Below are 21,706 nucleotides of genomic sequence, written 5' to 3'. Positions count from 1 at the left end.
CGCCGCATCGCAGCCGCCTTGGCTCGATCGGCGCGCGTGCATGATGTCCGCCCGCCAAACGGCGCTCCGCCAAGGCCTCGGCCTTCCGCCTTCAGCGGCAGACCCGATACGGGGCGCGGTCGAGGTGCAGGTGGTCGCGGTGCGCGGCGTTGTAGTTCGGGCTCAGCACCACGTTCCAGAAGTCGCACGCGCCGGCGTGCACGTCGTGCAGGAAGGCGGATGCCGGGCCGCTGCCGGCCCAGTCGCGCGCGACCGTGATGCGGCGTCCGTCGGCGAGCGTGAAGCCGGCGACGTCGAGCGCATTGGCGCCGGCGTGCTCGCTGCGTCGTCCGCTCACGCCGCCGCGCACGTTGCGGCACGCGTAGCTGCCGTAATGGTCGACGCGGACCACCGGCTGGCCGAAGTGCTGCCGGGCGAGCGGCTGCAGGCGGTGGTGTTCCCAGAGGGCGAGCGATACGGCCGCCGGACAGGTCAGCACGAACGGCGTGCCGACGCGCGCCGGCAGGCCGCTCACCCGCACCGCGTCGCGCCAGCCGCAATTGCCGTCCTCGCTGCGGTCGGGCTCGCTCGCGAAGCGCAGCGCCGAGGTGTCGAGCGCGGCGCGGCAGGCAACCGGGTCGTCCGCGAGACGGCGCAGCTTGAAGCGCGTGACCAGGGTCGTCGGGTCGGCGACGGCGAGCGGCGCCCAGGGGTTCCACTCCGGGGGAATGCGCAGGGCGCCCGACTGCAGCGCGAGGCCGATCGCGGTGCCGACCACGACCAGCAGCGCCAGGCCGACGTGGCGGCGCGGCTCGGGCGCGGAGGCCTTGTTCGGTGGTGAGGTCACGCGCTGCCCGTCATGCCGGCGCGATCGTCCCACAGCGGCCGGACCGCGCGCATCGGACGACGCCGACAGGCGGCACGGCGACCCCGTGGGATGTGCCGCCCGGCCTGCCGCGCGGCGCCGACGGCCGGGGGTTCGCTCGGCACTGACGGCAAGACCCTGCCGGCGGTGCTTTGCGACAATCGCGCGATGACGCCCGCCGACCTCGAATCCACGATCGCCCACATGGGCGCCGCCGCGCGCGCCGCGAGCGCGGCGATGGCCAAGGCATCCCCGGCCCCCAAGGACGGCGCGCTGCGCGCGCTCGCGCAGTGGCTGCGCAGCGAAGGCGCCGCGCTCGCGGCGGCCAACGCCGAGGACATCGCCGCGGCGCAGAAGGCGGGCCTGGCGGGCCCGATGGTCGACCGCCTCAAGCTCACGCCCGACGCCATCGAGACGGTCGCCGCCGGCTGCGAGCAGATCGCGGCGATGCCCGACCCGATCGGCGAGATCACCGAGCTGCGCCAGCGCCCGAGCGGCATCCGGGTCGGCCGCATGCGCGTGCCGCTCGGCGTGTTCGGCATGATCTACGAGAGCCGCCCGAACGTGACCATCGAGGCGGCGTCGCTCGCGATCAAGAGCGGCAACGCCTGCATCCTGCGCGGCGGCTCGGAGGCGATCCGCTCCAACCGCGCGCTCTGGCGCCTGGTCCAGCAGGCCCTGGTCGACGCGGGCCTCCCGCCCGACGCGGTGCAGCTGGTGCAGACCACCGACCGCGCCGCCGTCGGCCACCTGATTGCGTCGCCCGATGCGGTCGACGTGATCATTCCGCGCGGCGGCAAGAGCCTGATCGAGCGCATCTCGCGCGAGGCCAAGGTGCCGGTCATCAAGCACCTCGACGGCAACTGCCACGTCTACGTCGACGCCGGCGCCGACCTCGAGATGGCGCTCAAGCTGGTCGACAACGCCAAGACGCAGAAGTACAGCCCCTGCAACGCGGCCGAGTCGCTGCTCGTCCACGCGGCCGTCGCGCCGGCGTTCCTGCCGCGCATCGGCGCGGTGTTCGCCGCCAAGCGCGTCGAGATGCGCGTCGAGCCAGCCTGCAAGCCGCTGCTGCGCGGCATCAAGGGCGCCGAGGTGGTCGACGCCACCGAGGACGACTGGAGCCAGGAGTACCTGGCGCCCATCATCAGCATCAGGATCGTCGACGGCCTCGACACCGCGATCGCGCACATCAACCGCTACGGCTCGCACCACACCGACGCCATCGTCACCAACAACCACGTCCATGCGATGCGCTTCCTGCGCGAGGTCGACTCCGCGAGCGTGATGGTGAACGCGTCGACCCGGTTCGCCGACGGCTTCGAGTATGGCCTCGGCGCCGAGATCGGCATCTCGACCGACAAGCTGCACGCCCGCGGCCCGGTCGGCCTCGAGGGGCTGACCTCGCTGAAGTGGGTCGTGCTCGGCGAGGGCGAAACGCGCGGCTGAACCGCGCCGCGGCGGCGCGACCCGGCGCTGACGGCGTGGGAGGGCATGCGCGCCGTGACGACGGCGCAACGCCCGCCGCCACGGCAAGCGCAACAACGTCACGCCAGCGCGGCTCCGCGCGCCCGCACACGCGCCGGCCGGCGTGCCCGCCTCGACAATCGCGGCCTTTCCCCCATCCATCGCGCCCGCGCGCGGTGCAGCCATGACCGATCCGCGCCGCGCGCTCGTTCTGTTCTCCGGCGGCCAGGACTCGACGGTCTGCCTCGCCTGGGCGCTCGAGCGCTTCGCCTACGTCGAAACCATCGGCTTCGACCACAGCAAGAGCCACGACCACGAACTCGAGTGCCGCATGCATGCCCGCATGCAGCTGCACCTGAACTTCCCGCGCTGGAGCCATCGCCTCGGCGACGACCACCTGCTCGACCTCACGCTGCTGAACCAGATCGGCGAGACGCGGCCGACCGACGAGCGCGCGCTCGCGATGAGCTCCGGCGGGCTCTCCAACAGCTACGTGCCGGGTCGCAACCTGCTGTTCCTGACCTTCGCCGGGACGGTGGCCGAGCGGCGCGGCCTCAGCGTGCTGGTCGGCGGCATGTGCGAGACCGACGACTCGCAGTACCCCGACTGCCGCGACAACTCGCTGAAGGCGCTGCAGGTCGCGATCAGCCTCGGCATGGACACGCCGATGACGATCGAGACGCCGCTCCTGCGCGCCGACAAGGCCGAGGTGTGGGCGATGACCGAGCGCCTCGGCGGCGAGCCGCTGCTCGAGCTCGTGATCGAGCACACCCACTCGTGCTTCATGGGCGACCGCAGCCGGCGCCACCCGTGGGGCTACGGCTGCGGCCTCTGCCCGGCGTGCGACCAGCGCGCGCGCGGCTACGAGGCCTGGCTCGACAGCTGAGTGGCCGGCGAAGCGATCGGCGGATGGGCGCTGGCGGCGGTGCTGCTGTTCTGGGGCGTCGGCGCGTACAACCGGCTGGTCCGCCTGCGCGCCGAGATCGTGCGTCGCTTCGGCGCGGTCGACGCGCGCTGGCGCGAACGCCACGCGCTGCTGCTGCAGCTCGCCGACGCGCTCGCGGCGCTGCTGGCGAGCGCGCAGCCGCGCGTCGAGGTGCTGCGCACCGCCTGCGCGCAGGGCGAGGCGGCGCGCCTGCACGCGTCGCGTCACCCCGGCGCGCCGGGGGCGATCGCGAGCCTCGGGCTCGCCGACGAGATCCTCGCCGAGGCGCGTGCGCGGCTGCCGCTGCCGGCACGCGCCGGCACCGATCTGCCGACTCTCGACGCGCAGCTCGGGCAGGCCGATACGGCTTTCGCGTTCGCGCGCAGCGAGTTCAACGCGGCAGTGGCGGCGTACAACGTGGCGGTTGCCGAACAGCCGACGATCTGGCTCGCGCGCCTCGTCGGCTTCCGCCCGGCGGGCCTGCTGTGAGCCGCCGCGCGATCGCACGTGGCCTTGCCGCGGCGCCGCAAAGCACACCATGAACGACATCGATTCGCTCGGCGACCCGGGCGACACCCGGAGCGACGCCCACGAGCGTCTCGGCCGCGTCCACGGCCCGGGCGAGCTGCAGGCGGCCCTGCTGGCGCTGCTCCTGCCGCCGAACAGCCAGCGCGCCCGGCGTGCCTGGCGTGCCGAGGTCGGGCCGCTGCCCAGCCTCGACGAACTGCGTGCCGACGTCGAAGGTCTTTCGGGCGCAGCCCGGCTGCCGTGGTTCGACGTCTTCCTGGCTCGCATGAAGCTGCACGCGCCCGAGGCGCGCCAGCAGCTGCTCGCGGCGACGCGACGCGTCGTTGCGGCACGCGGCGCCACCGCGCCGATCGACCAGCTGCACTACCTGCTGATGCGCAAGCACCTCGGACGGCCCAAGCCGCTGGTGGCGCGCCCGGAAGCGGTCAGCGACACCGGCAGCTGGCTCGAGTCGGACGTGCGCTCGGTCGCCGTCTACACCGGCTACCTGGCGCGCATGGTGCCCGGCACCGAGGCCGACGCCGGCGCGGCCTGGTACCGCGAAGTGCTGCTGACGTGGGAGCCGGTCGAGACCCAGCCGCCGTTCGAGCGCATCCGCTCCGATGCCATGCTGCAGGCGCTCGGCGCGCTGCAGACGCTGTCGTGGATGCAGCGCCCGACGATCGTGCGAAGCTGGGTCGCGGCGGCGCTGCAGGTCGGCGCGAAGGAGCGCCTCGCGCGCGGCGCTGCCGACGCACTGCGCCTGAGCTGCGCGCTCATCGACGCGCCGTTGCCGCCCGAACTGGCGCGCCACTACGTCACGCTCGCGCCCGACGCCTGACCGGCGGGAACGCCCGGGGGCGGCCCGCATGGCCCCGTGCTGCCGGAGGCCCTAGCATCCGGCAGCCCCACTCTTCCGCTTGCGCCCGCCATGACCCAGCCCGGCCCCGTGATCAAGGCGATTGCCGACCTCGACCCGCTGCACGCGATCGAGCCGGTGGCCACCGGCCCGGCCGGCAGCGGCGAGGAGCCGACGCGCATCCACCTGCACATGCCGGTAGACGTGCGCAGCCTCTCGCTCGCCGTGATCGCGGTGCTCGCGGCGATCGTGTTCCTGCAGTGGGCGCGCGCGGTGTTCATCCCGCTGCTGCTGAGCGTGATCTTCAGCTACGCGCTCTCGCCCGTGGTCGAGCGGCTCTACCGCTGGCACGTGCCGCGCGCGATCAGCGCGACTCTGCTGCTGCTGGCGATCGTCGGCGGCATCACCGCCGCGGGCTCGGCGCTGCGCGACGACGCCACCGCATTGATCGAGTCGCTGCCGGATGTCGCGGTCAAACTCCGGCAGTCGATCCAGAGCCCGCAGAAGACGACGTCGAGCAACACCATGGACAAGGTCCAGCAGGCTGCCGCCGAGCTCGAGAAGGCCGCCGAGGCAAGCGCGGCGGCGAATGCGCCGCGCGGCGTCACGCGGGTCGTCGTCGAGCGGCCCAAGCTGAACATCAAGGACTACCTCTGGACCGGCACGATCGGCCTCGTCACCCTGGCCGGGCAGGCCGTCATCGTGTTCTTCCTCACCCTGTTCCTGCTCGCCTCGGGCGACACCTTCCGGCGCAAGATGGTCAAGCTCACGGGGCCGCGCCTCAGCCAGAAGAAGATCACCGTGCAGGCGCTCGACGAGATCACGGCGCAGATTCAGCGCTACCTGCTGGTCCAGCTCGCCACCAGCATCGTGGTCGGGGTCGCGACCGGCATCGGCTTCTACTGGCTCGGGCTCCAGCACGCGGCGGTGTGGGGGATCGTCGCCGCCGTCACGAACCTCATCCCCTATCTCGGCGCGGTCGTCGTCGGGCTGGCGTCGATGCTGGTCGCGTTCATCCAGTTTGGCTCGATCGACATGGCGCTCGCGATCGGCGCCACCTCGTTCGGCGTCCACACCGTCGTCGGCAACGTCCTCACGCCGTGGTGGACCGGTCGCGCCAGCCGCATGAGCCCGCTCGTCGTCTTCGTCGGGGTTCTCGCGTTCGGCTGGCTCTGGGGCATCTGGGGCCTGCTGCTCGGCGTGCCGATCCTGATGGTGGTCAAGTCGGTCTGCGACCGTGTCGAGGAGCTCAAGCCGATCGGCGAGATGATGGGCGCCTGAGGCGGCGGCCCCGCGCCGCACCCCGGCCGCCGCGGCTTGCCGGAAAGCGGCATGGCCGAGCCGGTGCGGTCGCAGGCGCCGCGACACGCCGCTCGTCGAGCGTCCGCGGCATCGGCGCGGCGCGCCGCGCCCGTCCGCGCTCAGCCGCTCGGCGACGCGTTGCCGCGCACGAGCTTCAGCACCATCGCCGCGAGCACGGCGACGCCGACCAGCAGCACGCCCCACAGCAGCCATGGCCGCCAGCGCGCGCGTTCGGCGGCGGCGTCGGCGGCGCGTGCCACCTCCGTCACTTCGCTCCACTCGCCCAGACGGGCCCGGCCGAAGCGGGCGCGCTCTTCGGCCGCGTTCGGCACCAGGGTCGCGAGCGGCAGCGCGCCGGGACCGGCGTCGGTCGAGCCGGCGAGCAGGCGATAGGGCGCGGCGCCTTCGGCCACGAACACCAGGTGCGCGAGCCGGGCGCGGGCGACGAGGCGCGTTGCGGCCGGAGTCAGCGCGGCGGCGCGCTCGTCGGGAACGATGCGCACGAAGCGAACGCTCGCGCCGACCGGCAGTGCCGGTGCGACGCTCGCGGCACCGTTGCGCTCGAGGCGATAGAACACACCCTGCGCGAGGTCGCGCCACGCCGCGTCGACGCGCTCGCGGCCCTGCACGCGGACCGGCGCGACGCGCGTGCCGCTCGCCAGCCGCAGATTGACGTCGACCAGCGGCAGCGGCGCGCCGAGGTCGAACTGCAGCGCGCGCGCCGCCGCGGGATCGCGTTCGCCGGACGGCGCGGCGATCGGCTCGACGACGAGCTCGGTGGCGTCGCTCGCGCGCGGGTCGCCGGGCGCACGCACCAGCGCCTCGGCGCCGCCCAGCCGGGGTGCCCCTGCAGGGTCCGACCAGACCAGCCGTACGAAGCGCGCGCTGCCGCCGGGCAGCTCGACGAGCGGCTGGGTCAGCGCGCCGCCGGCCGACGCCAACGCCATCAGCTGGCCGCCGCCCGCCGGCGCCCAGGTGCGCAGGTCGCGACTGGTCTCGATGCTGTACGGCGCCGCGAACTCGTCCGCGCCCGGCCAGGTGACGCGCAGGGCGTGCGGAGGCGCCTCGCCAGCCGGCGCCCCGCGCTCGGCCGGATCGCCGAGGTCGAACAGCCAGCCGCCCGGCGCGCTGGCGGCCGACGCACCGCCGGCAGCGCTGGTGGCAGCGTGCCGGGTGACGCGGACACGGTCGCCGTCGACGCTGACGTCGATCGGCGCGTCCCAGGTGCCGGCGGCCGAGCGGCGTGCCGGCAGCGGATAGAGCGTGATCGGCCGGCGGCGCTCGGCCTCGTGCGGCGCCGGCGTCGGCAGCAGCGCGAACGGCACCCGCTCGCCGCGCGTGTCGACGATGCGGAGGTCGCGCAGGTCGGGCTGGCGGCTGCGCGCGTAGGCCGACGGCGGCAGTTCGAGCTCGACGAACGGCGCCGGCGCGGTCACCTCGAGCGGTGCGCTGAAGCGAAAGCCCGCGCTGTCGTCCACGCCGGACGGCGCGGCAGGCCCGGCAAGCACGAGCGCGACGATCGCCGCGAAGCGCCGCCCGCCGGCGAGTCGTTCAGCGCGCCGCATCGGCGGCCCCTTTCGAGGGCAGCGGCGCCACGTACCCGATCACCAGCATCAGCACGCCGACGCCGATGAACGAGACGATGCGCATCACGGTGCCGGAGCCGGAGAGATCGACGATCAGCAGCTTGAGCACCACGACGCCGAGCAGCGCCGCGCCGGCCACCCAAGCCGGCCGCAACGCGCGCCGCGCCGCGGTCCACATGAGGGCGAGCGCAGTCGCCGCCCAGAGCAGCGTGAGCCCGGTCTGCACCGCGAGCGAGTCGACCCAGGCGTCGAGCCGGTACGGCACCCCGCCGACGTGGTGGAAGGTGCGCAGCAGCATCGCGTTGAGCCAGACGAACGTGGCGACGCCGACCAGCAGCACGGTCACGCGCAGCGCGCGGGCGGCCGGCAGACCGCTGGCGGCGCTGCGCAGCCAGAGCGCGATCGCCGCCAGCGCGATGCCGACGCCGATGTCGAGCGGGTTGAGTAGCGGCACGTACGGCAGCGGCGGCGCGCTGCCGTCCGACGCGACGTTGCCGACGAGGCTCCAGAGCAGCAGCGCGCCGGCGATCACGCCGGCCGCCGAGCGCGCGTAGGCGACCGGCTCGGCGCGCACCGGCCAAAGGCGGGCGGCGCCGGGCCGCGGCAACCAGAGCAGCAGCGCCGCCGGCACGACGAACCAGCCGAGCCACGGCCACGCGCTCGCCAGGTCGGCGTCGAGCGCGGCGCTCCAGGCGCGTCCCTGCAGCGCGCCGAAGCCGGCGAGCGCGACGGCGCCCGCCGCGTGCACCGCACGCCGGACCACCTGCGGCCAGGCCGGCACCACCAAGCGGAGCAGGCCGAGGTGGGCGAGCGCCGCAAGCGGCCAGGCCCACCAGCCGCCGCGCGCGAGCGGGCTCTCGACGACGACGGTTCCGACGGCGAGCGCGAGCAGCATCAGCGGCGCGTGCGCGAGCGTCGGCCAGCCGATCAGCGGCCAGGCGAGGCGCACGCGCAGCGCGGTGTAGAGCAGCGCGACCGCGCTCGCGCTCGCGAGCAGTGCGGCGAGCCGCAAACGAGCCGGCACCAGATCGGCGATCTGGGTCAGCGCGGTCGCGACCAGCCACAGCGTCGCGAGGCCGATCAGCAGCGGCTCGGCGCTCGCCTCGCCGTGGCGGCTCGCCACGCGGTCGGCGAAGCGCCGCACGAAATGCGCGGCCGCAAGGCACGCCGCGGCGGCGAGCAGGCCATTGAAGAGGTAGGCGTTGAGGACGCGCTCGGCAGCGCCGTACCGATCGTGCCCATGCAGCATCGCAAGACCCGAGATCAGCAGCAGCACGTAGCCGAAGACGCGCGGCAGCACGCGACGCTGGCGCAGGCCGAGCCAGACCAGCGCCGCGCCTTCGAGCGACCAGGCGCCCGCGGTGCTGCGCGCGTCGAGCGCGAACGGAATCACGAGCGTGAGGAACACGGTGCCGATCGCGAGGCTCGCGTCGAACGTGAGGCCCAGGCGCGGATGGCGACGCATCCAGCTCGCCAGGCCCACGTAGACCGCCGCCAACACCAGCGCCGAGATCGCCGCGCCGTACTCCATGTGGCGCACCAGCCCGACCTGCAGCGCGAACACGATGGTCGGCAGGCCGAACAGAAGGCTGCCGTTGACCCAGGCGTCGCTGCGCGGGGCTGCAGCGACGCCTTCAGCCTCGGCCGTCACCGCGCCCACCAGGCGCCGCGCCGGCATCAGCAGGATCGCGAGGAAGAGGACGAAGAAGGCGATCAGGAACGCCTGGCTGCTCGCATAGCGCGCCGGGTCGTAGGCGAGGACACCCCAGGCCGTCGCGACGACGAAGGTGCCGACGAAGCCGACCACGTTGAGCACGCGCCAGGTGCGATACCAGGCCACCGCGGCGATGCCGAGGTCGAGCACGAGGTAGTAGCTGAAGAGGGCGACGTGGTTGCCGCTGCCCGTGGAGACCAGGAGCGGTGCCGCGAAGCCGCCGATCGCGCCGATCACCGCGAGCGAGCGAGCGTCCTGCAGCACGGCAAGGGCTGCGGCGAGCACCGCCACCGCGACCATGAGCGCGAACACCGGCGCGACCGCGAGCACCGCGTAGAACTTGAAGGCGACGAAGAGGGTGAGGTACAGCACCGCGATGGCGCCGCCCTGCAGCACGTGCGCGTACGCAGGTCGGCGCGCGCGCAGGCGCCAGCCGACGACGAGCAGCGCGACCGCCACGCCGCCGATCAGCGCGAGCCGCAGCTCGATCGGCACCCGCACGTTCTCGCTCGCGTACTTGGCAAGAAAGGCGAGCCCGATGAAGAGGATCGCGACGCCGGCCTTGACGATGGTGTTGCCGCCGAACAGCCAGTCCCTGACCGGTGCGAGCCAGTCGCGGCGCGGAGCGGTGCGGATCGGCGCCGCCGGGCCCGCTTCGGGGGCCGCGGCGCCGGCTGCCAACGCCGGCGACGCCGGCAGCGCGGCCGCGGCGTCGGCCGGACCATTCGCGTCGGACGTGCCGTCGCGCAGCGCGGATGCAGCCTCGGCACGCGGCATCGCCGCGGGTGTTGCCGGCGCGAGCGTCGGAGCCGCGTTGCCGAACTCCGTGGGCATCGCCGCCGGAGCAGCCGTCGCGAGGGGCGCGCCGTCGCCCGGCGCTGGCTCGACCGCGTCCGCCAGGCCCGCCGGTGCCGCCGCGCGAGTCGCGGCGAACGCCCGCAGCTCGGCCTCGATCGTCGCCAGCGCCTGGCGCAGCGCGAGCAGTTCGCGCTGCTGGCTGCGCGAGCGGACGCCGAGCCAGGCCAGCGCGGCGCCGACCCACATCCCGAAGAACTCGCCGGTGAATCCACCGATCACCGCACCGACGATGACCGCAACGATGATCGCCACGTCGGCTCCGGGAGTTGAGGTGCGCGCACTCTAGCAGCGGAAATCGCGCGCAAGAACGCTGGCCGCGCCCCCTTGGCGGGCGATGGACCGGCTGTCGTGCGGCGCTCTCCGACCGCCCGCGCCGCTCCAGCCAGCGCCCGTGGCTTGAGGCCCCGGCGACGGTTCGCACGCTCCGGCGTGTTCGCCGCAGCCGTCACCCGCAGAGGCACGCCGCGGGAGGGCAGGCTCGCGGCGCCCGCGACCTCAGCCGGCTGCGAAGAGCGCTGCCGGGAAGCGGTGCGTCAGCGCAGGCAGCTGCTCGCGCACCGATGCAATGCGGGCCGGGTCGAGCTCGGCGACGGCGACGCCCTCGCCCTCGGGAACCTCGGCGAGCAGCTCGCCCCACGGGTCGTAGATCAGGCTGTGGCCATAGGTGCGGCGGCCGTTCTCGTGCAGGCCGCCCTGGGCCGGCGCGATCACGTAGCACTGGTTCTCGATCGCCCGCGCGCGCAGCAGGGTGTGCCAGTGGGCCGCGCCGGTGGTGTGGGTGAACGCCGCCGGCACCGTGATGAGGTCGCACGGCGGCTGCATCAGCGAGCGGTAGAGCTCCGGGAATCGCAGGTCGTAGCAGACGCTGAGGCCGACGCGCAGCCCGTCGGCATCGAACGCGATCGGCTGGCCGCCGGCGCACAGCACGCGGCCCTCGTCGTAGCGCTCGCGACCGTTGTCGAAGCGGAACAGGTGCATCTTGTCGTAGCGCGCGGCGAGCTGGCCGTCGGGCGCGTAGACGCAGCTCGCGTTCAGCACCCGCTCCGGGTCGGCGCTGCGGATCGGCAGCGTGCCGCCGATCAGCCAGATGGCGTGCTCGCGCGCGGCCGTCGCCAGCATGCGCTGGATCGGGCCGTCGCCCGGCTCTTCGGCGATCTCGACCTTGACGCCGTCGCTGCGCGCGATCAGGCAGAAGTACTCGGGCAGCGCGACGAGCCTGGCGCCGGCGCGGGCGGCTTCGGCGATCAGCCGGCCCGCGGCCTCGAGGTTGCGGTCGACGTCGGGGGTCGACACCATCTGGACGGCTGCGATCTTCATCGGCTTTTCTCGTTGGTCGGTGGGCAGGCGGTCAGCGGGCGACCGGATCGGCGGTCGAGGGCGGCTCGGGGCCGGCGTTGGCCCCGGCGATCTCGGGGCGGCGGCGCTCGACCCGCTCGACCTTCGGATCGTCCCACGAACCGCTGATGTGGAACTCGCGGGTGCCGGCGGCGATGAGCGGCTTCCTGAGCAGCAGCTGCGCGAGGAAGGTCCCGAGGCCGATCGCGGGGTTGATGATCGCGTAGGCGAGCGACGCGGTCCCGGCATTGATCTCGGGCACCACGACCACGCGCAGGTCCTGTGTCTCGCGCTCGAGATCGGCACTGCCTTCCATCAGCACCGCGGCGGCGGCGCCGCGCATGCGCAGGTTGTTGGTGGTCGCCTGGCCGTCGCCGATGCGTACGTCGCCGACCACGCTGTCGAACGCGAAGCCGTCCTGGAACAGGTCGCGGAAGTCGAGCGTCAGGCGCCGCGGCAGCGACTGCAGGCTGAGCACGCCGAGCAGCCGCGCCGCCCCCGGGCTCGCCTTCAGAAACTGGCCCGAGTCGATCGCGACGTTGATCTGTCCCTGCATGCCCTTGAGGTCGGGCGAAAGCGGCGAACCGGCCCAGGCGACGTCGCCGGCGAGCTGGCCCTTGCCGCCGCGGATCGCGCCCGGCATGCCGAAGCGCGCGAGCAGCGCGCCGCTGTCGCCGATTGCCAGCTTGAAGCCGAGCGCCACCCGGCGCGGCGCGCCGGCCTCGCCGGCGGCCCAGGTGCCGCTGGCGACGAACTGCGCCTCGGGCATCGTCAGGTTGAACTTCGAGAGCTGCCAGTCGCGGCCGGCCGCGCGGCCACCTGCGCCGACGCGATTGGCCGCCTCGATCTCGAGGCGACCGAGCGAGCGCCCGCGCAGCTCGAAGGCGTCGACGACCACATCGAGTGCCGGCAGGCTCGTCGCCGCGGCCGCCGGCTTGGCGTCGACCAGCGTCTCGACCGCGGCGACGTCGTCCTTGGGCAGGCTGAGCCGGGCGAGCCGGGCGTGGATGCGGCCGGCGCCCTCGACCCGGCGCGGCGTGCGGTACTCGATGCTGCCGGCGAGCTGGTCGGCGACCACGTTGGCGTGCCAGACGCCGCCGCGCTCGGCGAGCATCGCGCCGAGCCGGGTGACGCGGCGCCCGCTGCTCTTCAGCTCGCCGGTGCGGATCACGACGTCGTCGGGCTGGTAGCTGGCCGACGGCTCGGGCGCGACGCCGAGGTCGCGCGCGGCGCCGCGCGGCCGCGGCTCGGCCGGCGCGCTCGATGCCGCGGGATCGGCGACGATCCGGTCGAGCACGCGCTCCCAGGCGTCCACGTCGACCTGGCGCAGCTCGATCAGCGCGCTGTTCGCACCGGCCGCGACGCCGGCGAGCGCCGGTGCCGGCGGCGCGCCCGACGAGAGGCCGTCGGTCACGCGCAGGTCGCCGCGCAGGATGCGCGGCTCGTCGCCGCTCGCTTCGCGGAGGTAACGCGCGCGCAGCACGCTGCCGGCGTCGATCTGCAGCGTCTCGAGCGGCGTGCGGCCGGCCGCCAGCGAATCGGCCTCGAGCGCGGTCTGATAGCGGAACGGCAGCGGCGTCGCGGCCGCCTTGCCGAGTGGGTACGGCAGGTCGACCGCCAGCCCGGCGAGGTTGCTCGTGAGGGTGAACTGCGGCATGCCTTTCACGAACGAGAGGCTCGCGCGGTACGCCGCCTGCCCGCTGATGTAGGCGCCGAGCCGCGCGACCAGGCCCAGCTCGCCGGCGCGCCGCAGCGCATCGGCGCTGAACGTGCCCTGGCCGTTGAAGCGCTGGGTGTCGGGGCCCGCCGAGCCGCCGTCGAACGTCACCTCGCCGCCGAGCATGCGCGCGCTCGCGCCGATCACGCTGAAGCCCTTGTGCGTGAAGTCGACCCGGCCCCTGGCGCTGCCCAGCAACGGTGTGCCGGGCGTGATCCGCACGTCGTTGCCGGCGAGCGCAAGACTGCCCTTGACACTGCTCTCGGCGCTCTCGTCGAGCGGAATCGCGAGCGCGAGCTTCATCTCGGCGTTGCCGGTCGCGCTGGCGTTGGCAAGCGCGTGGCCGGTCCAGCCGCCGACCGGGCTGGCGCGCAGGAACTGCAGCATCTCGGCGAGCGCGCCGCGTCCGCTGCCGTCGATGCTGACCACCGCGTGCTCGCCGACGTTGGGGATCGCCGCACGCACGCCGGTCCAATCGACGCCGCCGAGGCGTCCCCGCACGTTGCGCACCTCGAGCGAGGTCCGGTCGACGACCAGCTCGCCGCTCGCCTGCGTGAGCGCCGGCCAGGGGTCGGGCGCGCGTCCCCCGCCGGCCGTGCGCGCGCCGGGCGCGTAGGCGAGGGTCACCCCGTCGAGCTGGGCCGCGACGTGGAACTCGCCGGTTCCGGGCTGGCCGGGGCGGCCGGCCCGGAACGGGAACTCCGCGAGGTCGCCATCGACGCGGAACGTCGCGCGCGTGATCCGCCCGCCGCGCACCGCGCGCTCGACGTAGTCGCGGGTCTCGGCCGGCAGGCCGAGCGGCAGGTAGCGTGCGGTGCGCAGGGCCGCCGCATCGGTGAGCGTGCCGTCGAGCTCGAGGCGCCCGGGGTAGGGTCGCTCGGACCCGGCGGGCGGGGCCGGCGCGGGTGTCGACGCCCGTACGCCGGCCGCACGGGCGAGCGCCTTGCGCACCACGCCGGCAGGCGGCGCAGCGGCGCCCGAGCCGCTGCGCCAGGTCGCGTTCAGCTCGCCGGTGACGTCGGCGTTGGCGAAGCGCGCATCCTTCATCTGAACCATCACCGCGGGCGGCGCGCCGTCCCCGGCCGGCGCCAGGGTCCAGGCGAGCTGGCTGTCGAAGCGCGCGAGGCGCAGCGTGGGGTCGGCGAACACGCCCGGCAACTCGAGGGTGCCGTCGACGATGCTGACGCGCGCCTGCCCGCCGGCTTCGGTCGCGCGCAGCTGCAGCGCCGCGTTGCTGAGGCCCGGCCGGCCGATCGCCTCGGGGTCGGCGGCCGGATGCGCGGCGAGCGAGAGGCCCGCGAGGCGCCCGCTGACCGTGTAGCGGCGCGGCGCGTCGAGCGGGCCCTGCCAGGTCGCGTCGACGCCGCTGACGAGGCCCTGCGGGCGCAGCTCGGCGAGCAGCTTCCTCAGCGCGGCGCCCATCGGCACGCGCTCGGCGATCGCCGCCATGCCGCCGATGTCGAGCCGGTCGGCATGGATCTCGCCGCCCTCGACCTCGCCGTCGGGGCGCTGGCGCCACGCCAGCTTCAAGTCGCCCGGCGGCCAGCGGATGCCGTCGCCGGTGACGAAGCCGAGCCGGCGCACCTCGACCGCGGTGCGGTCGCCGCTGCGCTCGATGCCGAGCCGGCCCTCGAGGTTCTCGAACGCGAGCGGCTCGACGTCACGCGCCAGGCGCAGCTCGACCGCGCGCAAGGCGACGTCGGCAGTGAGCGCACGCGCCTCGCCCTGCTCGACCGTGAGCCAGGCGCGCAGGGCGCCGTTGCCTTCGCTCAGGTCGAACGGCAGTTGCACGTGGCGCCGCAGCTCGCGCACGTCGGCCCGCGGCAGCGCCAGGTGCGCGGTGCCGCTCCACCGGCGCCAGTCGCCGCTGCGCGCAAGCAGCGGCGCGACGAAGCGGCCCTGCAGCGTGAAACGGTCGCCCCACTCGACCGGCGGGGTGGCGTCGATGCGTGCGTCATGGCGACGAAAGCCGTTGCGGACGACGATCTGCACGTCGCTGAGCGCGAGCGGTGGCGCGCCGCGCAGCTCGTCGACCCAGCGCAGCGTGCCGCCGCGGATCACGAACTCGCGCTGACGGAAGAACCAGTCGAGCGTGCCGTCGTCGCCGCCACCCGCGTCGTCGCCGCCGAGCGCGAGGCCGGCGACTGCGATGCGACCGTCGGGAAGGCGCCGCACGTCGAGCTCGGCGCCATCGACCAGCAGCTGCTCGAGGCGCAGCTCGAGGCTCAGCAGCGAGCGCGGCGAGAGCGTCGCCAGGACGCTCGGCAGGCGCAGCGCCACGCGCCGCTCGGCGTCAAGGAGTTCCACGTTGCCGACCGCGACGCTCGGCATCCAGCCGCTCGAACGGACGCTGATCGAGCCGATGCGCACCGGCACGCCGAGCGCCCGGCTGGCGCGCTGCTCCAGCTCGGGACGCCACTCGTCGATGTGCGGCAGAATCAGCCAGTGCAGCGCCAGCCAGGCCAGCGCCAGCAGGCCGATCAGCGCAGCCCCCAACCCGGCACCGAAGCGGGCCAGCCGGCGCAGCGGCGCCGCCCACCCGGTCGCCGCCCGCCGGCTCGGCGGCCGATCGTCAGTCACCGGCGGGTTCGAAGTCATGGAGGTCACGGTGCGCCATCCGGCAAGGCGTCAGGGTTGCAGCGGACAGACAGGCCACCACGTCCTGGCGTGCAATCGCAACGGACTCGGCTACGGCCACGGCGTCGGATCAATCTAGCACACGGCTCTCCCGCGCGATGGGTACCCCGCCTGGCCTCGTCACCACCTCGCGCAGTGCATTTCCGCTGCCGCCGGCACGTCCGAGCGCGGCGCGCGCCGACCACAGCCGCTTCGTCCAGCGCATCCGCCGCCGCTACGCCGCCGAGCTCGCGCTGCTGCCGCCCGGAGTCCCGGACCGCGTCGCGATCGCCGCGCTGATCGAGCGCCTCGAGGCGGGCGGCCGCGGCCTGCCGAGCGCGCTGCGCGTCACCCGCCAGCTCGTCCTCGAACGCCTCGCGGTGCTCGACGTCGAGCAGCACGCCCCGCTCGACGACGTGACGCTCTGCATGACCGAGCTCGCCGAGGTGACGCTCGAGCGCGCACTCGAGGCGGCACGCGCCGAGCAGGACGCGCGCTACGGCGTGCCGCGCAGCGATGCCGGCGCGCCGATCGACTTCTGGATCGTCGGCATGGGCAAGCTCGGCGCGCGCGAGCTCAACGTGTCGTCGGACATCGACCTCGTCTATCTCTATGAGGAGAGCGGCACCACCGACGGCGGCAGCGACCCCGCCGGCCCGATCAGCGCGCACGAGTATTTCTCGCAGGTCGCACGCAGCCTCTACGCGTTGATCGGCGAGACCACCGAGGACGGCTTCGTGTTCCGGGTCGACCTCGCGCTGCGACCGAACGGCAACTCGGGCCCTCCGGTGACCAGCCTCGCGATGCTCGAGGACTACCTGCAGGCCCACGGTCGCGAGTGGGAACGCTTCGCCTGGCTCAAGAGCCGCGTCATCGCGCCGCGCGCCAGCGTCGAGAGCGGGCGCGCGCAGCCGCTGCGCGGGCTGGTCACGTCGTTCGTCTACCGGCGCTACCTGGACTACGGCGTGTTCGAGGGCCTGCGCCAGCTCCATGCGAAGGTGCGCGACGAGGCGCAGCGACGTGCCGCGGGCCGCCCCGAGCGCGCCAACGACGTGAAGCTCTCGCGCGGTGGCATCCGCGAGATCGAGTTCATCGTGCAGCTGCTGCTGGTCGTGCGCGGCGGGCAGTTCCCGGAGATCCGCACCCGCTCGACGATGAAGGCGCTGGCCAAGCTGGCGGCCGGCGGCCTGATGAGCGACGCCACCGCGGCGCGTCTCGCCGACGCGTATTTGCTGCTGCGCCGCATCGAGCACCGCATCCAGTACCTCGACGACCAGCAGACGCATCGCCTGCCCACCGAGGACGGCGACCTCGACTGGATCGCGGCGAGCCTCGGCTTCGCCAGCAGCAACAGCACCGGCGAGATGCTCGACGTGCTCGGTGCTGCGCGGGAAGCGGTCGCCGCCGAGTTCGACGCGCTGCTGGGCGAAGGTCGCTCCATCTCGAACGGCAAGACCTGCCGCACCTGCGTCGCGCCGCCGCCGCCGATCGAGTCGGAAGACTTCCTCGAGACGCTGCCGCCGATCCTCGCGGCCCGCGTGCAGCCGCTCTGCCGCAGCCCGAAGGTGCAGCTGCTGCGCGACGAGAGCAAGCTGCGCCTCGCGCGTCTCGTCATGCGCGCCGGCGACGCGCTCGCCGCCGAGCGCTGCACGACGGACGCCGCACTCCATTTCATCGACTGGCTCGAGCCGCTGCTGCGGCGCGAGAGCTACCTCGCGCTGCTGGCCGAGCGGCCCGAGGTGCAGAGCCGGCTGCTGCGCCTGCTGGGTCTGGCGCGCTGGCCGATGCGCTACATCATGCTGCACCCGGGCGTGATCGACGAGCTGGCCGACGAGCGCCTGCTGCACAGCCGCTTCGAGGCCGCCGCCTACACCGCCGACCTGCGCGCGCGGCACGCCGCCTGGCAGCGCGCCGGCACCGTCGACGAGGAACTGCTGCTCGACACGCTGCGGCGCGCGCACCACGCCGAGGTGTTCCGCACCCTGGTGCGCGACGTCGAAGGCCACATCACCGTCGAGCAGGTCGCCGACGATCTCTCGGCGCTCGCCGACGCGACGCTTGCGTGCGCCCTGCAGTGGGCCTGGCGGCACCTGCGCCAGGCGCACCGTGACGAGCCGCAGCTCGCGGTGCTCGCCTACGGCAAGCTCGGCGGCAAGGAGCTCGGCTACGGCAGCGACCTCGACCTCGTGTTCGTCTACGACGATCCCGACACCGACCCCGAGAAGGCCGCCGAGGTCTACGGCGCGCTGGTCCGCAAGCTGATCCAGTGGCTGACGTTGCGCACCAGCTCGGGCGGTCTGTTCGACATCGACACCGCCCTCCGCCCGAACGGCAACTCGGGCCTGCTGGTGTCGTCGATGGACTCGTTCGAGCGCTACCAGGCCGGGCGCGGCAGCAACACCGCGTGGACCTGGGAGCACCAGGCGCTGACGCGGGCGCGCTGGTGCGCCGGTCACATGGAGCTCGCGCCGCGCTTCGACGAGGTGCGGCGTCAGGTGCTCACCGCACCTCGCGACCCGGTCGCGCTGCGCAACGAGGTCGCGGCGATGCGCGAGAAGGTGCAGCGCTCGCACCCGGTGCGGCGCGGCACCTTCGATCTGAAATACAGCCCCGGCGCGATGATCGACGTCGAGTTCGCGGTGCAGTGCCTGGTGCTCGCCGAGAGCGCCGCGCACCCGGAACTGCTCGACGACGTCGGCAACATCGCGCTGCTGCAGCGTGCCGAGGCCGCCGGGCTGCTGCCCGCAGGCGTCGGCAACGCCGCCGCCGACGCTTATCGCGAGCTGCGCCGCGCGCAGCACCGGGCGCGCCTCGACGAGAAATCGACGCAGGTGGATCCGGCGGGCTTCACCGCGCCGCGCGACGCCGTGCTCGCGCTCTGGGACGCGGTGTTCCGCCCGGCGCAGCCTTGACGCGCGCCGAGGGGGCGTGGGCGGGCCTCGCGGCGCTGCTCGGCATCGCCGCGCTCGCCGTCGGCTGGTGGGGCGACCCGTCGCAGCTGGGCCAGGCGCTGGGCGCCGGGCCCGCCAGCGGCGCCGCCAGCTTCGGCATCCGCGCGCTCGACTGGCAGCCGGGCCTCGCCGCCGCGGAGCCGTGGCGCGCGTGGACTGCCGCGTCGGTGCACTTCAGCCTGCGCCACCTCGTCGTCAACGTCGGCGGCGCCGCGCTGGTCGCGCTGCTCGGGGTGATCGGCGCGGTGCCGCGGCGCATGGTGGTCGCGTGGTTCGTCGCCTGGCCGCTCACCCACGTCGGGCTGCTGCTGCGCCCGGAACTTGCACACTACGGCGGGCTCTCGGGGGTGCTGCACGCCGGCGTCGCGGTCGCAGCGTTCCAGCTCGTCGTCGCGGAGCGCGGCGTGCGACGCGCCATCGGCGCGGCGATCCTCGCCGGCGTGGTGCTCAAGGTCCTGAACGAGGCGCCCTGGGGCGCGACGCTGCGCCGGCCGGCGGGCTGGGACATCGCGGTCGCGCCGCTCGCGCATGCGACCGGGCTGGTGTCGGGCGTGCTCTGCGCGGCGCTTGCGCAGGCATGGGCGCGCGTCGGTCGTCGTCGGGCGCGGGGGCCAGGAGGCCTCGACTAGCATCGCCCGCATGCCCGCCGACCCGCCGAACCGCAAGCCGCATCTCGACACTCTCGCCAGCACGCTGCTGGTGCTCTGCTGCTTCCTTTGGGGTCTCAACCAGGTCGCCGCCAAATGGGCGCTGCCGGAGATCCCCGCGCTCTGGCAGGCCGCGGCCCGCTCGGTCGGCGGAGCGCTGCTGGTGTGGCTGTGGGCGCGCGTCCGGGGCATCGCGCTGTTCGAGCAGGACCGCACGTTGGCCGGCGGGCTGCTCGCCGGCACCCTGTTCGCCGCCGAGTTCGCCTGCATCTTCCTGGGCCTGCAATACACCAGCGCGTCGCGGATGATCGTCTTCATCTACGCCGCCCCGTTCGTGGTGGCTCTCGGCATGCCGCTGGTCGCGCGCGCCGAACGCCTGACGCCGCTGCAGTTCGGCGGCCTGGTCGTCGCCTTCGCCGGGATCGCCGCCGCCTTCGCCGAGGGCTTCACGCGACCGGCGGTCGCGCCCGACCAGTGGATCGGCGACGCGCTCGGCCTGCTCGGCGGGGCGCTTTGGGGGGCCACGACGCTTGCGGTGCGCGGCTCGGCGCTGACGCACGCGTCGGCCGAGAAGACGCTGCTCTACCAGCTCGCGGTCTCGGGTGTGCTGCTCGGCGCCGGCGCGGTCGCGACCGCGGGGCCGCTGCCGCTGCAGCTGTCGGCGTTGGCCTGGACCTCGCTGGCGTTCCAGGTGGTCGTGGTCACGTTCGCGAGCTACCTGCTGTGGTTCTGGCTGATGCGCCATTACCCGGCGACCCGGCTCGCGTCGTTCACGATGCTGACGCCGATGTTCGGGCTCGTGCTGGGCGTCCTGCTGCTCGGCGAACCGCTCACCGGCCGGCTGGTGCTCGGCCTCGCGACCGTCGCCGCCGGGATTTACCTCGTGAACCGGCGCTGACGCCGGCGCGGCTCAGCCGCGGATGCGCGCGACCAGCGCCGTGGTCGAGTAGCCCTCGACGAAGCCGAGCGCGCGCGCGTCACCCCCCCAGCTGCGCACCGCGCGCGTCTCGGCAAGCGTCTCGATGTCGTAGTCGCCGCCCTTGACGTACCAGTCGGCGCGCACCTCGCTCAGCAGCGCGACCGGCGTCGGCTCGTCGAACAGCGTCACCAGGCTCACGCTCTCGAGGGCGGCGAGCACCACCGCACGGTCCACCTCGCCGTTGAGCGGGCGGTCGGGCGCCTTGCCGAGACGGCGCGCCGACACGTCGCTGTTGAGCCCGATCACCAGGCTCGCGCCCAGGCTGCGTGCCTCGGCGAGATAGCTCACGTGGCCGCGATGCAGGATGTCGAACACCCCGTTCGTGAAAACGACCGGGCGCGGCAGGCGCTCGACGCGCGCCGCGGCGTCCGCGCGCGGGCAGAGCTTGTCGAGGAAGCCCGGGCTCACGGCGAGCGGCGTCCTCGCAACCGACAGCGTCAGGCGGTCGCCGGCAGGCCTTCCGGCGGCGCCGACGTCGCGGCAGCCGTGAGCCGGCCGGTGATCTCCTTGCGATAGCGGTTGAGCTCCTGCACGCTGGCGAAGCTGCGTCCGAACAGCAGGCCCAGGTTGTGCAGGATGCGATCGACCACCTTGTTCTCCCAGGTCGTGTCGAACGCGATCTGGGAGTCGAGCCACTGCTCGAGCCATTCCGGGTCCGGCAGGCGGCTCTGCACCGTGTCGCGCGGGAACAGGCTGCTGTTCACGTGCAGGTTGGTCGGGTGCAGCGCCTGCGCGGTGCGACGCGCGCTCGCCATCAGCACGCCGACCTTGGCGAACGCGGCCCGTGCCTCGTCGCCCGAGGTCTGCAGCGCGCGCTTCATGTAGCGCAGGTAGGCGCCGCCGTGGCGTGCCTCGTCGCGCGCCAGCGTCTCGTAGATGGCCTTGATGACCGGCTCGGCGTGCCACTCGGCAGCGCGCCGGTACCAGTGGTTGAGACGGATCTCGCCACAAAAATGCAGCATCAGCGTCTCGAGCGGGGGCGCCGGGTCGAACTCGAAGCGCACCTCGTGGAGTTCGGCCTCGGTCGGCACCAGGTCGGGCCGGAAGCGCCGCAGGTATTCCATCAGCACGAGCGAGTGCTTCTGCTCCTCGAAGAACCAGACGCTGATGAAGGCGCTGAAGTCGCTGTCGTTGCGGTTGTCGCGCAGGAACATCTCGGTGGCCGGCAATGCCGCCCACTCGGTGATGGCGTTCATCTTGATGGTCTGCGCCTGCTCCTCGCTGAGTCGGCTCGCGTCGAACTGATCCCATGGAATGTCGCGGTCCATGTTCCAGCGCACGGCTTCGAGCTGCTTGAAAAGGTCGGGATAGATCATCGGGCTGGGGTTCCTGGGACGCGGCAGTGTAGTGGCGGCGCGCAAGGGGGGTCTGTCAGCCGGCATGCCGTCTGCGGCGGGCA

Annotated in this window: 15 protein-coding genes; 8 read left to right on the top strand and 7 right to left on the bottom strand. The window is 73.8% G+C overall.

From position 1 onward, the window contains the following. Positions 1 to 91: 91 nt before the first annotated feature. Complete coding sequence (locus HQN59_RS02385; protein WP_342451096.1) at positions 92 to 826, bottom strand: extensin-like domain-containing protein; 735 nt, start codon at positions 824 to 826, stop codon at positions 92 to 94. 186 nt (positions 827 to 1,012) lie between these two features. Here HQN59_RS02385 and HQN59_RS02380 point away from each other — a divergent pair, with 186 nt between their 5' ends. The 5 genes from HQN59_RS02380 to HQN59_RS02360 all read left to right on the top strand — a co-directional run bounded on the left by HQN59_RS02380 (position 1,013) and on the right by HQN59_RS02360 (position 5,883). Beyond that, complete coding sequence (locus tag HQN59_RS02380; protein WP_176065673.1) at positions 1,013 to 2,293, top strand: glutamate-5-semialdehyde dehydrogenase; 1,281 nt, start codon at positions 1,013 to 1,015, stop codon at positions 2,291 to 2,293. A 202-nt stretch (positions 2,294 to 2,495) separates the two neighbouring features. Continuing rightward, on the top strand, positions 2,496 to 3,197 hold the full coding sequence (queC, locus tag HQN59_RS02375) for a 7-cyano-7-deazaguanine synthase QueC (protein WP_176065671.1): 702 nt from the start codon (positions 2,496 to 2,498) through the stop codon (positions 3,195 to 3,197). Then, complete coding sequence (locus tag HQN59_RS26735; protein WP_176065669.1) at positions 3,198 to 3,725, top strand: LemA family protein; 528 nt, start codon at positions 3,198 to 3,200, stop codon at positions 3,723 to 3,725. It begins immediately after the preceding gene. Positions 3,726 to 3,774: 49 nt separating this feature from the next. Further along, complete coding sequence (locus HQN59_RS02365; protein WP_176065667.1) at positions 3,775 to 4,584, top strand: hypothetical protein; 810 nt, start codon at positions 3,775 to 3,777, stop codon at positions 4,582 to 4,584. A 90-nt stretch (positions 4,585 to 4,674) separates the two neighbouring features. Next, complete coding sequence (locus HQN59_RS02360; RefSeq protein WP_176065665.1) at positions 4,675 to 5,883, top strand: AI-2E family transporter; 1,209 nt, start codon at positions 4,675 to 4,677, stop codon at positions 5,881 to 5,883. 140 nt (positions 5,884 to 6,023) lie between these two features. Here the strand turns inward: HQN59_RS02360 and HQN59_RS02355 are convergent, their stop codons facing one another. From HQN59_RS02355 to HQN59_RS02340, 4 genes are all read right to left on the bottom strand, one after another. Next, the gene (locus HQN59_RS02355; RefSeq protein ID WP_176065664.1) at positions 6,024 to 7,469 is read right to left on the bottom strand and encodes a DUF3999 family protein; all 1,446 of its coding nucleotides are present in this window, start codon (positions 7,467 to 7,469) and stop codon (positions 6,024 to 6,026) included. Further along, complete coding sequence (locus HQN59_RS02350) at positions 7,456 to 10,314, bottom strand: DUF2339 domain-containing protein (RefSeq protein ID WP_176065662.1); 2,859 nt, start codon at positions 10,312 to 10,314, stop codon at positions 7,456 to 7,458. The genes HQN59_RS02355 and HQN59_RS02350 overlap by 14 nt, the downstream gene beginning before the upstream one ends. Positions 10,315 to 10,557: 243 nt before the next feature. Further along, positions 10,558 to 11,379 carry a carbon-nitrogen hydrolase family protein gene (locus HQN59_RS02345; RefSeq protein WP_176065660.1) on the bottom strand — a complete coding sequence of 274 codons (822 nt, stop codon included), beginning with the start codon at positions 11,377 to 11,379 and terminating at the stop codon, positions 10,558 to 10,560. A gap of 31 nt (positions 11,380 to 11,410) precedes the next feature. Then, a complete protein-coding gene (locus tag HQN59_RS02340; protein ID WP_176065658.1) occupies positions 11,411 to 15,694 on the bottom strand; it encodes a YhdP family protein in 4,284 nt (1,427 codons plus the stop codon). Positions 15,695 to 15,849: 155 nt separating this feature from the next. On the opposite strand from HQN59_RS02340, the gene glnE reads away from it, so the two are divergent. The 3 genes from glnE to HQN59_RS02325 are packed head-to-tail and all read left to right on the top strand — an operon-like array spanning position 15,850 to position 20,226. Further along, positions 15,850 to 18,642 carry a bifunctional [glutamate--ammonia ligase]-adenylyl-L-tyrosine phosphorylase/[glutamate--ammonia-ligase] adenylyltransferase gene (glnE, locus tag HQN59_RS02335; RefSeq protein WP_176065656.1) on the top strand — a complete coding sequence of 931 codons (2,793 nt, stop codon included), beginning with the start codon at positions 15,850 to 15,852 and terminating at the stop codon, positions 18,640 to 18,642. Then, the gene (gene rrtA, locus HQN59_RS02330; protein ID WP_176065654.1) at positions 18,639 to 19,310 is read left to right on the top strand and encodes a rhombosortase; all 672 of its coding nucleotides are present in this window, start codon (positions 18,639 to 18,641) and stop codon (positions 19,308 to 19,310) included. The genes glnE and rrtA overlap by 4 nt, the downstream gene beginning before the upstream one ends. Positions 19,311 to 19,320: 10 nt before the next feature. Continuing rightward, positions 19,321 to 20,226 (top strand): DMT family transporter, encoded by a 906-nt coding sequence (locus tag HQN59_RS02325; protein WP_176065652.1) that lies wholly within the window; start codon positions 19,321 to 19,323, stop codon positions 20,224 to 20,226. 12 nt (positions 20,227 to 20,238) lie between these two features. Here the strand turns inward: HQN59_RS02325 and HQN59_RS02320 are convergent, their stop codons facing one another. Continuing rightward, a complete protein-coding gene (locus tag HQN59_RS02320) occupies positions 20,239 to 20,715 on the bottom strand; it encodes an adenylyltransferase/cytidyltransferase family protein (RefSeq protein ID WP_176065650.1) in 477 nt (158 codons plus the stop codon). A gap of 29 nt (positions 20,716 to 20,744) precedes the next feature. After that, positions 20,745 to 21,623: a ferritin family protein gene (locus tag HQN59_RS02315; RefSeq protein WP_176065648.1), complete on the bottom strand. Its 879-nt coding sequence runs from the start codon at positions 21,621 to 21,623 to the stop codon at positions 20,745 to 20,747. Positions 21,624 to 21,706: the final 83 nt, after the last annotated feature.

It is taken from the genome of Rhizobacter koreensis, assembly GCF_013366375.1.
GTDB classification, from domain to species: domain Bacteria; phylum Pseudomonadota; class Gammaproteobacteria; order Burkholderiales; family Burkholderiaceae_C; genus Schlegelella_A; species Schlegelella_A koreensis.
Note: the sequence above shows the minus strand (reverse complement) of the source record. Positions and strands in the feature narration are given on the sequence as shown.